Genomic DNA, 12,451 nt, shown 5'->3' on the forward strand with positions numbered 1-12,451 from the left:
GTCAGAGCGAGGACACGTTGCCCTGCAGCGGCACGCTCTTCTCGAAGTGCAGGAGGAAATCGATGTTGTAGACGAACGGGATCTGCTTGTCGTAGGCCACGTGCAGCTGATTGCCGTTGCTGCGATCGATGGTGATGTCCTGCGGCTGGATTGTGGCATCGTCCACGTACTGGAAACCCAGCTTGAACATCAGGTCGCGACGGATCTCGTCCAGTGACTTGCCATCCGCCCCTTCCGTCGAGACCTGGGTCATCGCCTTGGTTACGCCCATGAATTCGGTATAGGCCGGCACGAGCTTCATGGCCATGTAGCCGAAAAAGGCCACGACGGCCAGGACGACCAGAAACCCGATCAGGGTGATACCCGCTTGCTTGCTCTTCATAGTCCCCTCGCTATGCCGCTGCGGCGGCTACCTCGTCTGCATTCTGCACGCCGCCCGGGCCCTCGGTCATGGGCGCCGCCAGTGGCGTGCGTCACGTCCTGCGTCAGTGGATGATCTTGCCAATACGGCCGAAATCGATCCAGCCGTCGTGGGTTCCCTTCCAGCTGAGCCAGATCAGGAATGCCTTGCCGGCCAGGTTCTGTTCCGGCAGGCAGCCCCACCAGCGGCTGTCCGTGCTGTTGTAGCGGTTGTCGCCCATCACGATGTAGCAGCCCGGCGGCACCTTGGCGGGCACCTTGTCGTTGGGTATCGACAGCGGCACCGAATAGGCCGGCATGCGGGCGATCATGTGGTCGATGCTGCCCTTGCCATCGGAACGCGGCAGGTGTTCGGTCCATACCGTGGCGCCGTAGTCGCGCATCAGCCGCGATTCATCGCCGTTGGCACGCCCCTGGAACGGCCCGATCAGATCGGCCGGCACCGGCTCGCCGTTGATCAGCAACTGGTCCCCGTGCGAGGAGATCGTATCCCCGGGAAGTCCGATCACGCGCTTGATCCAGTTCTGGTTCGGGACCGGCGCATGCGGGTCGGAGCAGCTGATGTCGCCGCTGCGCACCCACTGGCCGTTCTCGTCCCGGCACAGGTAGCCGGGGAAGCGGAACACCACCACGTCGCCGCGCTTGGGCTCGCCCAGGTCCAGGAACTTGTTGTTGAAGGCCGGCATGCGCAGGCCGTAGGCGAACTTGTTGACCAGGATGAAGTCGCCCACGTCGAGCGTCGGCATCATCGAGCCGGAGGGAATGCGGAACGGCTCGGCCACGAACGAACGCAGCACCAGTACCACGAGCACCACCGGAAACAGCGATCGTGCCCAGTCCACCGGCACCGGGTCGCGGTACTCCTCGCCGGCCGCGTCGAGGCGCGCCTTGCGCTTGTTGTAGAGAAACAGCCGGTCCAGTCCCCACACCACGCCGAAGAGCACGGTAAGGGCGAGCAGGATGGCGGAAAAATCGAATTCCATGGTGGCTCCTTCAAGAGCCGTGGATGGTCGATCGTCAATCGGGAAGCGCCGGCGCCAAGCCCTTTCGATTCCCGATTTACGATTCCCTATTCCCGGCTGAGCTATTTATCCACTTTCAGAACGGCAAGGAAGGCCTCCTGCGGAATTTCCACGCGGCCGACCTGTTTCATGCGCTTCTTGCCTTCCTTCTGCTTCTCCAGAAGCTTCTTCTTCCGGCTGACGTCGCCGCCGTAGCACTTGGCCAGCACGTTCTTGCGCAATGCCTTGACCGTGGAACGGGCGATGATCTGCGCGCCGATGGCGGCCTGGATCGCCACGTCGAACTGCTGGCGCGGAATCAGGTCCTTCATGCGCTCGACCAGCTCACGGCCGCGGCGGTCGGCGTGGCTGCGGTGCACGATCAGGCTGAGCGCGTCGACACGGTCGCCGTTGATCAGCACGTCCACGCGCACGAACGGGCCGGCCTGGAAGCGCTCGTGGTGGTAGTCCATCGAGGCGTACCCGCGCGACACGGACTTCAGGCGGTCGAAGAAGTCCAGCACGACCTCGGCCAGCGGCATCTCGTAGCTGATCTGCACCTGAGTGGCCATGTACTGGATGGAACGCTGCACGCCGCGCTTTTCCTCGCACAGGGTGATGATGTTGCCGATGTAATCGGGCGGCGTGAGGATGTTCGCCACGATGATGGGCTCGCGGATCTCCTGGATCTGCGGCACCGGCGGCAGTTTCGCCGGGTTGTCCAGGTCCATCACGCTGCCGTCGGTCTTGAGCACCTCGTAGACCACCGTCGGCGCGGTGGTGATCAGGTCCAGGTCGTACTCGCGCTCGAGCCGCTCCTGCACGATTTCCATGTGCAGCATGCCGAGGAAGCCGCAGCGGAAACCGAAGCCCATCGCCTCGGAGGATTCGGGCTCGAAGAACAGCGCCGCGTCGTTGAGGCGAAGCTTGTCCAGCGCCTCGCGCATGGCCGGGTAATCGTCGGCCGACACCGGAAACAGGCCGGCAAACACGCGCGGCTGCATGGTCTGGAAACCCGGCAGCGGCTTCTCCGCGGGCTTGGCGGCGAGCGTCAGCGTGTCGCCGACGGGTGCACCGTGCACGTCCTTGATCGATGCGTTGATCCAGCCCACCTCGCCAGCACCGAGCTTGTCCAGCTTCTTGCGCTTGGGAGTGAACACGCCGACGTCGTCGACCTCGTGCACGCGGCCGGTGGACATCACCAGCAGCTTGTCGCCCGGCTTGATCTCGCCCTGCATCACGCGCACCAGCGAGATCACGCCGAGGTAATTGTCGAACCAGGAATCGATGATCAGCGCCTGCAGCCGGTCGGTATCGCGCGGCTTCGGGGGCGGGATGCGCGCGACGATGGCTTCCAGCACCTCGGTGACGTTCTGGCCGGTCTTGGCGCTGATCGCCACCGCGTCGGTGGCATCGATGCCGATCACCGCCTCGATCTCGCCCTTGACCTTCTCCGGATCAGCCGTGGGCAGGTCGATCTTGTTGAGCACCGGCACCACTTCGAGTCCCTGCTCCACCGCGGTGTAGCAGTTGGCGACCGACTGGGCTTCCACGCCCTGCGCCGCGTCGACCACCAGCAGCGCGCCCTCGCAGGCGGCCAGCGAGCGCGACACCTCGTAGGAGAAATCGACGTGGCCGGGGGTGTCGATGAAGTTGAGCTGATAGGTCTTGCCGTCGCGCGCGGTGTACGGCAGCGACACGGACTGGGCCTTGATGGTGATGCCGCGCTCGCGCTCGATCGGGTTGTTGTCGAGCACCTGGGCTTCCATCTCCCGTTCGCTCAGGCCGCCGCAAAGCTGGATGATGCGGTCGGCGAGCGTCGACTTGCCGTGGTCGATGTGGGCAATGATGGAGAAGTTGCGGATCAGTTCCATGGAATACGCTGGTCGGGCCTTCGCGGCCCGCAGGGACCGCGGACCGCCGGGATGGCGATACGAACCCGGTATTGTCGCATGGAATCGGTTTCCGCCACCCGCCCGTGCCGGTCAGTGCGCGCAGGCGTTGGTTGCGGGCGATGCCTTGCCCCGGAGCAAGGGCATCACCCGCAAGTCGGTCCGCCAGGCTGGTGAGCGCCTACTTGTCCGAAGGCACCGTCAGGGCAATGAAGCGGGTGTCGTCACCACGGCGCACCAGCAGCAGGACGGTATCGCCCGGCTTGACGTCCCTGGTCGCCGCGCGGAAGGCGGACACGCTGCCGACGTTCTGCTGGCCCACGCGAAGTACCACATCCCCCGGCTGCAGGCCGGCGCGCGCCGCGACCGGACCGGTGATGTCGGCAATCAGCACACCTTCGCCCTTTTTCAGGTCCAGCTGCTGGCGGGCATCCTCGTCCAGCTCGCGCACGCTCAGGCCCAATGCCGCCGAACCGGACTGCACCGGCGAGTGGTCACGGCCGCTGGCGCCCGCCTTGTCGTGCGGTGCTTCGCCGACGGTCACCTGGACGGTCTGCTTCTTGCCGTTGCGCAGGATCTCCACCGGTACCTTGGTGCCCGGCTTGGTCATGCCGACCACCGGCGGCAGGTCGCCGGCGTCCATGATCGGCTGGCCGTTGTAGCCGGTAATGATGTCGCCGACCTGGATGCCCGCCTTGTCGGCGGCGCTCCCGTCCTGCACCACGCCGACGATGGCGCCGCGCGGGTTGTCCAGGTTGAGCGCCTTGGCGATCTGGCTGTCCACGCCGCGTACCTGCACGCCGAGCTGGCCGCGGGTGACGTAACCATGGTCCTTGATCTGCTGGACCGCGTTCATGGCCACGTCGATCGGAATCGAGAACGAAACGCCCAGGTAGCCGCCGGTGTTGGAATAGATCTGCGAGTTGATGCCGACGACCTGGCCCTGGAGGTTGAACAGCGGGCCGCCGGAGTTGCCGCGGTTGATCGGCACGTCGGTCTGGATGAACGAGGTGTAGGGCTGGTCGCCGCTGCCGAGGTTGCGGCCCACGGCGCTGACGATGCCCTGGGTGACGGTGTAGTCCAGGCCGAACGGCGAACCGATCGCCAGCACCCACTGGCCCGCTTGAAGCGAACGCGAGTCGCCGATCGACACCGCCGGCAGGCCGCTCTGGTCCACCTTCAGCAGCGCGATGTCGTAGCTCGGGTCGGTGCCGACCACCTTGGCGTTGAGGGTGCGCCGGTCCTGCAGGCGCACGGTAACCGCATCGGCGCCGTCGACCACGTGGTTGTTGGTCAGGATGTAGCCGTCGCTGGAAATGATGAAACCCGACCCGAGCGAGGTGTGCTCCTGCTCTTCCGGCGAGGGCATCATCGGCATGCCGAAGAAGCGGCGGAACAACTCCATCTGCGGGTCATCCATGCCCGCCTGCATGCGCGGCTCGCGGCGCTGGCCGTTGTACTTGGCCTCCACGTGCACCACGGCCGGGGCGTTCCTCTTGACGATTCCGGTGAAGTCCGGCAACCCGGCCACCGCCGGCGCGGGCGCGTTCGTCGACGTCGGTGCACTGGCCTGTGCGGCCGGTGGCTCCGCCTGGGCGCAACCGGCCGTCACCAGGCCCATCAGCACGCAGCAGGCCAGGGTGCGCAAGGGAATTCGGTTCATGGACTCTCCTCCTTCAGACAAGAACTTGGGACGCGACCGGGCACGACCCGCGAGGCGGGCCGGCCGATGGCTAGGGGGAAAACGGCCGCGGCGGGGACACGCGGACGCAGGTCACTGGGCGCCGGCAGCCGCCTGGCGCGGATAGCGGGCATTGGCCGCCCGCTGCGGATCGATCAGCAGGAAATAGCCGGGCTCGTTGCCGGGCGCGCGCATCGGCTGCACGCGATAGGGCGACAGGCTGCGGGCATAGGGCATCAGCCCTTCGCCGTAGCTCTCCCCGAGCGTGGCGGCGGCCTGCTGGCTGTAACGGGAGGCGGTATCGCCACTGAGCCAGGGCGGCACCGCGGCCGGCGCAGCCGGCTCCGTCGGAACCGTGACCCCGGTGGCCGGCGTGCTCTGCGCCAAACCCGCGGACGCGCGGTCGTCGTCAGTCACCGGCCGGGCGATCATCAGCGCAGCCACGGCCACGCTGGCCGCAATGGCGCCGCCGGCGGACCAGCGCAGCCAGTGCGGCGTGCGGCGCCCTGCCCTGGCCTGCGATTCCTGCGCGATCGCGTGCTCGACCCGTGCCGCGAACCCGGCCGACGCCACCACCGGCAACTGCCGGCGCAGGCCGTCGCGCGCCAGGTGGTAGCGCGTCCAGGCCTGCTTCAGCCCGGCGTCGTGCTCGAACCGGCGCAGCAGGAAGCGCAGTTCCTCGCGGGCGAGCTCGCCGTCGATGCCGGCCGAAAGATGTTCACGTTGGTCTTGCGTCATGTCGGTTGATCCTCGCGGTCCGAGAGCAGTGGCCGCAGTTGCTGATCGATCGCTTCGCGCGCACGGAATATCCGCGAACGCACGGTACCGATGGGGCAGCCCATCGCTTCGGCGATTTCCTCGTAGCTCAGGCCGTCCACCTCGCGCAGCGTGATGGCGGTCCGCAGCTCCTCTGGCAGCGCTTGGACAGTATCGAAGACGGTTTGTTCAATTTCCTGCCGAAGCAGTTCGCGCTCGGGCGTGGCGCTTTCCTGCATCCGCTCGGCGCCGGTCAGGAAAACCGCGTCCTCCGCCGCGATGTCGTCCATCGGGGGACGGCGGCCCATGGCCACCAGGTGGTTCTTGGCCGTGTTGACCGCGATCTTGTACATCCAGGTATAGAACTGGCTGTCGCCGCGAAAGGAGCCGATCGCCCGCCAGGCGCGCACGAACGCTTCCTGCGCCACGTCCTCGCACTCGGCGTAGTTGTTGACGTAGCGGGAGATCAGGCCGATCACCTTGTGCTGGTACTTGCGCACCAGCAGGTCGAACGCGCGCCGGTCGCCGTTTTGGACACGCTCGACCAGCGCGCTATCCAGTTCGTTTTCGCCCATCCGGGCCGTCTCCTTCGATAACCGCTTGGTTGGCGCCAGCCGGATGGTAACGCGCCGCCCTCAGACAAGCGGCAGGAGCGCAAGTTCACACGGGTATCACGATGGCTGGCCGGTCCAAAAAAAGCCGTCACGGACGACGGCACGTGTCCGAGATGCGGTTCGGATCATCCGGATCAAGGGTGCGACCGACCGCTGCCCGCCCCCGGCGGGCTCAGGCCACGTTGGCCTGCGGCTCGGCCAGCAGGCGCTGGCGCTCGGCCAGCAGGCGGTCGAAGCTGGCATGCGGCAGCGGGCGGCAGAACAGGTAGCCCTGCAGCTCGTCGCAGTGGTTGGCGCGCAGGAACTTCAGGTGCTGCTCGATCTCCACGCCTTCGGCCACCACGCCCCGCTTGAGCCGGTGCGCCATCTCGATGGTGGCGCGCACGATCGCCTCGTCGTCGGGGTCGATGCCGATGTTGCGCACGAAGCTCTGGTCGATCTTGATGCGGTCGGCCGGCAGCTTGCGCAGGTAGTCCAGGGACGCGGCGCCGGTGCCGAAATCGTCGATCGCGATGCGGCAACCCAACCTGTGCAGGCCGTGCAGGTTTTCCACCAGGTTGGGTACGGCCTTGATGCTGATGCTCTCGGTGACCTCCAGCTCCAGCAGGCGAGGGTCCAGGCCCGACTCGGCCAGCGCCGCGGTCACGGTGTCCAGCAGGTCCGGTTCCATCAGCTGCACGGCCGAGAGGTTGACGCCCAGGCGCAGGCGCAGGCCGTACTTCTGCTCCCACTCGTGCGCCTGGCGGCAGGCGGTGCGCAGCACCCAGGCGCCGAGCGAGACGATCAGGCCGGTCTCTTCCGCCAGCGGGATGAACACGCCTGGGCTGATCGGGCCCAGCTCCGGGTGCTCCCAGCGCACCAGCGCCTCCATGCCGACGATGTCCTCGCTCTCGGCGTCGACCTGCGGCTGGTAGAACACGCGCAGTTCGCCGTTGCCCTCGGCATGGCGCAGGCGCGTCTTGAGCAGCACGTCGTGCTGCTGCGCCTGTTCCGGGCTGATCTCGTAGAACTGGAAGTTGTTGCGGCCCTGGCGCTTGGCCGCATACATCGCCTCGTCCGCGTGCTTGAGCAGGGTCTCGGCGTCGAGCGCGTCGTCGGGGTAGAAGCTCACGCCGATCGACGCGGTCACCTTGAGCGGCGCCTCCTCGCCGGCGATCTTCAGCGGGGCTTCCATCACCTGCACGATCTTCTCGGCCACGCGCAGGACGTCGTCGTTCTTGATGATGTGCCGCAGCACCACCACGAACTCGTCGCCGGCGTAGCGGGCCACGGTGTCGGAGGCGCGCACGCTCGAGCACAGGCGGTGCGTCACCGTCTTGAGCACGTGGTCGCCGGCGGCGTGGCCGAGGGTATCGTTGATGTCCTTGAAGCGGTCCAGGTCGACGAACAGCACGGCGAAGGTCTCGCGGGTGCGGTGCGCCTCGCGGATGATGGTGTCCAGGCGGTCGTTGAACAGGAGGCGGTTGGGCAGGCCGGTGAGCGCATCGATCAGGCCTTCGGCACGTCCTTGCTCTCGGGTCAGCCGCAGTTCCTGCGCATGTGCGAAGCGCGCGGCGGCACAGCGGAGCACCGGCTCGACCAGCCCCATGTCCCCGAACGGCGTGCGGCTGCCGACCAGCAGGGCGCCCAGCACCGAACGCCGCTCGTCGAACAGCGGCAGACCCGCGAAGCCGGACACGCCCAACATCCCGATCAGCGGGTCGCTCGAGGCAAGCCGGCGCGCATCGGCCGGGTGCAGCACCGTCTTGCCGTCCAGCACCTGGCGCAGCACGCCCTGCTGGGCAGGCGCCGGCCACGGCTGATCCTCGCCCCGCCACAACTGGATCAACAGGTTGGGGCCGGTAGCCCCTTCCGCGGGCCTGGACGACCACAGCGCGAGGTAATCCAGGCCCAGCTCGTCCACCAGCAATCGCGCGGCCACTTTCTGGGTGTCGATGCCGCTGGCCGAGGCGAACATGCGCGAGAGCAGGCTGAGCGCGGCCTCGGCCCGGATATCCGCGCGGTCGCTGCGGAACAGCAGTGCGATCGCCTCCTGCTCGCCATGGCGGATCGGCCGCGCACTGGCCTGACCGGTGTCCGCGCCGCGGCTGGAGCGCCGCTGGCAGGCGTACCAGCGCCGGTCAGCCTGTTGCAGCACGTGCTCGGTGGCGATGCCCTCGAACGCCAGCAACTCGCGCAAGCCGCGCCCCACCAGCTGCTCGACCTCGAGGTGGCTGTGCCGGACGACGGCGGAGCTGGTTTCCAGTACGCGCTCGGTCTGCGGATCGACGATCAGCCATTCGCCTGCGTCTTCCTCGAACGCAAAGCGGTACTGGTCCGGCCCGGCCTGCACCGGCAGGGGCGCCTGCGGCCGGGCGCGGCGCCAGCGGGCGACCAGTTCCAGCTCCACCTGCGAGCCGTACAGCCAGTCGCAGATGCCGGCCGGAAGCTGGCCCGGCCTGACCGTCGCCTCATCGGCCAGCACCGCGATCATCGGCGCCTCGGCGCAGGCGGGGATACGGCGCAACTGCTCGCAGGTGGCCTGCGCATCGATTTCGTCGCCGTCGAACGCCACCACCGCCAGCATGAGCGGCGGGCGACCGTCCAGCAGCAACTCGGCATGCGGCACGCCGCGGGCGGTATGGATGTTCGGATAGCCGGCGCCGTCCAGGGCGTCGAAGACGTTCCGGCGCAGATCGCGCTGGGCGGCAACTACCAGGATGCCGGCACTCACGTGTACCTCCGGTCAGGCGACCAGCCAGCGGCCGTCGCGCAGGCGCGGCCGCAGCGGGGCGTCCGGCTGACCCTTCATGCGCATGGCCATGTCGCCCAGGTGATCGACCAACGCCGGGGAGGCGTCCAGCAACACTACCCGGCGCACATGCCCGGCCGGCGGCTTGGCCAACTGGCGCAGCAGGGTACTGTCCATCGCCGAAAGCGGAGGCTCCAGGCCCATCAGCAGGTAGACACCGAAATGCATGCTCTGTTGCATGTAGCGCAGGGCCGCGCCCAGGCGCTGGCTGCCGGGCACGCGCGAGTGGGCATCGACGAGGTTGCCCAGGCCCAGGTCCGGCTGCCACAGGTAAACCGCCTGTCCGCTCCGGCGCACGATGGCGCGGAACTGCTCGATCAATCCCTGGGTGTCACAACCCTCGAGCAGGATCAGCCCGGCCGGCGCAGCCAGGATGCGCTCGAAGATCTCGATGCCCGGAGGCGGCGGGGCGGAGGCCAGCAAGGGGTTCATCCGACGTACGTTACGCACTCCCGGGCGAAGCGCAATAGCGCCAGGTCACCGTTCGGAAAAATCGGCCTGAGCGGCCGACCGGCCCTCAACTCGCATTCATCCGCACGCAGCGGTATGGTTCTGGGCTCCCCGGCCAAACCTCCAAACGCCATGTTCGAAGGATTGCGTTTCAATCACTGGAAGACGAGCGTGGACGACGGCGGCATCGTCACCCTGGCCCTCGACCGCGCCGGCAGCAGCGTCAATGCCATCTCCCGCGATGTGCTGGACGAACTGGCGCAGATCGTCGAGCGGCTGGCGATCGAGAAGCCGGCCGGCGTGATCGTCCACTCGGCGAAGGCCTCCGGCTTCGCCGTGGGCGCGGACATCAAGGAGTTCGTCCGCTACGCCGGGCAGGACACGGTGCTGGAGAACATCCGCCACGGCCAGCAGGTATTCGAATCGCTGGCACGCCTGCCCTGCCCGACCGTCGCCGCGGTGCACGGCGCCTGCATGGGCGGTGGCACGGAGCTGATCCTGGCTTGTCACCAGCGCATCGCCGCGGACGACGAAAACACCCGGATCGCGCTTCCCGAGGTGATGCTTGGCATCCATCCCGGCTGGGGCGGCACCGCCCGTCTCCCGCGCCTGATCGGGGCCACCGAGGCGCTGCCGATCATGCTCACCGGCAAATCGCTGTCGGCCCGGCGCGCGCTGGCGCTGGGCGTGGTCGACCGCGTGGCGGCTCCGGCCGAACTGCTGGCGGAAGCCCGTGTCCTGCTGCGTCGCCCGCACGCGCGGCCGTTCGCGCAACGTGCCAAGGCATGGGCAACCAACTGGTGGCCGGTGCGCCAGATCCTGGCGCCGATGGTGGTCAAACAGACCGCGGCCAAGGTACGCAAGGAACACTATCCGGCTCCCTTCGCGCTGATCGACGTCTGGCAGAACGGCGGCACCAGCATCCAGCAGCGGCTCAAGCTCGAAGCCCGCTCCGTGGCGAAACTGGCGAAGACCTCGACGGCGCACAACCTGATCCGCGTATTCCTGCTGCAGGAGCGCCTCAAGGGTGCCGGCGGCGGGGTCGACCCGGACATCCGTCGCGTGCACGTGGTCGGCGCCGGCGTGATGGGCGGCGATATCGCCGCCTGGGCGGCCTACAAGGGCTACGACGTCACCCTGCAGGACCGCGAGATGAAATTCGTCCAGCCCGCGCTGGACCGCGCCCGCGGCTTCTACGAGAAGAAGCTCAAGACGCCCGAGAAAGTCCAGGCCGCCATGGGGCGCCTGCGCCCGGACGTCGAAGGAACCGGCGTGGCCACGGCCGACCTCGCGATCGAGGCGATCTACGAGAACGCCGAGGCCAAGCGCGAGCTCTACGCGAAGATCGAGCCGCAGTTCAAGTCGCGGGAGATCCTCGCCAGCAATACCTCCAGCATCCCGCTGGACGAGCTGCGCCAGGGCCTGGCCGCGCCGCAACGCTTCCTCGGTCTGCACTTCTTCAATCCGGTGGCGCAGATGCCGCTGGTGGAAGTGGTGCGCCACGACCAGCTCGACCCGGCCATCGAGAAGCGCGCGCTGGCGTTCTGCAAGGCGCTGGGCAAGGTACCGGTAGCGGTCAAGGGCACGCCCGGCTTTTTGGTCAACCGGATCCTGATGCCCTATCTGCTCGAGGCCCTGCGCCTGTACAGCGAGGGCGTGCCCGGCCCGGTACTCGACCGCGAGGCGAAGAAGTTCGGCATGCCGATGGGGCCGATCGAACTGGCCGACACCGTGGGCCTGGACGTGTGCGCCTCGGTGGGCAAGGAACTGGCACCGTTCCTCGGGCTGGAATTGCCGCCTGGCATCGAAGACAAGCTCGAGCTCGGCAAGCGCGGCAAGAAGGATGGCCAGGGGCTGTACGTGTGGCAGGACGGCAAACCGGTCAAGCCGGAAGTCGACCCGGACTACACGCCTGCCCCCGACATCCGGGACCGCATGATCCTGCCCATGGTCAACGAGGCGGTCGCCTGCCTGGCCGATGGCGTGGTGGACGATGCCGACCTGCTCGACGCGGGCGTGATCTTCGGCACCGGCTTTGCCCCGTTCCGCGGCGGTCCGATCCAGTACATCCGCAGCGAGGGCGCATCGACCGTGCGCGGACGCCTCGAGCAGCTGGCACAACGCCATGGCGAGCGGTTCCTGCCCAAGCAGGGATGGGACTCGCCGGCGCTCGACCAACCCGCGATGCCGTAGTCCGCGCAGTCGGCTCGCCGACCCGTGAGGTAGCCCCGAGCGGCAGGGTGGGCCCAAGCCCACCCCTGCGTCACCACATCAGGTCGTCAGGCACGCCGTCATCGTCGCCCGCTGCCTGCGGGTCGACCAGCAGTGCGAGCTGGTGGGGATCGATGTCCCGCACCTGCCCGGCGATCGCCTGGGTCACCACCAGGTAGCGGCCGTTCTGTTGCACGATGCCCAGTTGCCCCTGGTTGAGCGCGGCCAACTGATTGGCATCCACGTGCACGCGCCGGATCTTGCCCCCGTACTCGAAGTGGCGCACCTGGTCGGCCTCGGCCTTGTTCAGCACCTGGCCCTCCAGCAGCTTCTGGATCTTCGCCTTGCGCTCCCGCCTGAGGCGCGCCTGCTCGGCGGCCTCCTGTTCGGCACGCTTGCGCTCGGTGGCTTCGGCTTGCGCACGGATGGCGTAGGCCTTGGCCAGGTCCATCTCACCCTGGTCCCGGCGCGGTTGCGGCGCACGCGGCTTGCCCTTGCCCTGTGGCGGGCGTCCACCCCGGGACGGCTGGGACGGCGACTTCGCCCGCTGTTCCTCGCGCACCTGCTTGACGATGCCGCTCTTGAGCAGCTGATCACGGAGAGAGTCGGCCATGACCGGATTCCATTATCGCGTT

General features: G+C 67.7%; 10 protein-coding genes. 1 reads left to right on the forward strand and 9 read right to left on the reverse strand.

Going from position 1 to position 12,451, the window contains the following annotated elements; translation table 11 throughout:
• Window position 1: 1 nt before the first annotated feature.
• The 8 genes from LQ771_RS07950 to LQ771_RS07985 form a co-directional block, all read right to left on the reverse strand.
• Window positions 2–382 carry a DUF4845 domain-containing protein gene (locus LQ771_RS07950; RefSeq protein WP_231351806.1) on the reverse strand — a complete coding sequence of 127 codons (381 nt, stop codon included), beginning with the start codon at window positions 380–382 and terminating at the stop codon, window positions 2–4.
• A gap of 103 nt (window positions 383–485) precedes the next feature.
• Complete coding sequence (gene lepB / locus LQ771_RS07955) at window positions 486–1,403, reverse strand: signal peptidase I (RefSeq protein WP_231351807.1); 918 nt, start codon at window positions 1,401–1,403, stop codon at window positions 486–488.
• Between the two features lie 101 nt (window positions 1,404–1,504).
• Window positions 1,505–3,295: a translation elongation factor 4 gene (gene lepA / locus LQ771_RS07960; RefSeq protein ID WP_231351808.1), complete on the reverse strand. Its 1,791-nt coding sequence runs from the start codon at window positions 3,293–3,295 to the stop codon at window positions 1,505–1,507.
• A gap of 199 nt (window positions 3,296–3,494) precedes the next feature.
• A complete protein-coding gene (locus tag LQ771_RS07965) occupies window positions 3,495–4,976 on the reverse strand; it encodes a DegQ family serine endoprotease (protein ID WP_231351809.1) in 1,482 nt (493 codons plus the stop codon).
• Window positions 4,977–5,087: 111 nt separating this feature from the next.
• Window positions 5,088–5,732: a sigma-E factor negative regulatory protein gene (locus LQ771_RS07970; protein ID WP_231351810.1), complete on the reverse strand. Its 645-nt coding sequence runs from the start codon at window positions 5,730–5,732 to the stop codon at window positions 5,088–5,090.
• Complete coding sequence (gene rpoE / locus LQ771_RS07975; RefSeq protein ID WP_231351811.1) at window positions 5,729–6,325, reverse strand: RNA polymerase sigma factor RpoE; 597 nt, start codon at window positions 6,323–6,325, stop codon at window positions 5,729–5,731. Before rpoE ends, LQ771_RS07970 begins: the two co-directional genes overlap by 4 nt.
• Before the next feature lie 211 nt (window positions 6,326–6,536).
• A complete protein-coding gene (locus LQ771_RS07980) occupies window positions 6,537–9,077 on the reverse strand; it encodes a putative bifunctional diguanylate cyclase/phosphodiesterase (protein WP_231351812.1) in 2,541 nt (846 codons plus the stop codon).
• 12 nt (window positions 9,078–9,089) lie between these two features.
• Window positions 9,090–9,587, reverse strand: coding sequence for a hypothetical protein (locus LQ771_RS07985; protein WP_231348887.1), 498 nt, complete (start codon window positions 9,585–9,587; stop codon window positions 9,090–9,092).
• A 150-nt stretch (window positions 9,588–9,737) separates the two neighbouring features.
• Here LQ771_RS07985 and LQ771_RS07990 point away from each other — a divergent pair, with 150 nt between their 5' ends.
• The gene (locus LQ771_RS07990; RefSeq protein WP_231348888.1) at window positions 9,738–11,798 is read left to right on the forward strand and encodes a 3-hydroxyacyl-CoA dehydrogenase NAD-binding domain-containing protein; all 2,061 of its coding nucleotides are present in this window, start codon (window positions 9,738–9,740) and stop codon (window positions 11,796–11,798) included.
• Between the two features lie 70 nt (window positions 11,799–11,868).
• Here LQ771_RS07990 and LQ771_RS07995 read toward each other — a convergent pair whose 3' ends face one another.
• Window positions 11,869–12,429, reverse strand: coding sequence for a DUF2058 domain-containing protein (locus LQ771_RS07995; protein WP_231348889.1), 561 nt, complete (start codon window positions 12,427–12,429; stop codon window positions 11,869–11,871).
• Between the last annotated feature and the right edge of the window lie 22 nt (window positions 12,430–12,451).

Source organism: Frateuria soli (genome assembly GCF_021117385.1).
GTDB lineage: Bacteria > Pseudomonadota > Gammaproteobacteria > Xanthomonadales > Rhodanobacteraceae > Frateuria_A > Frateuria_A soli.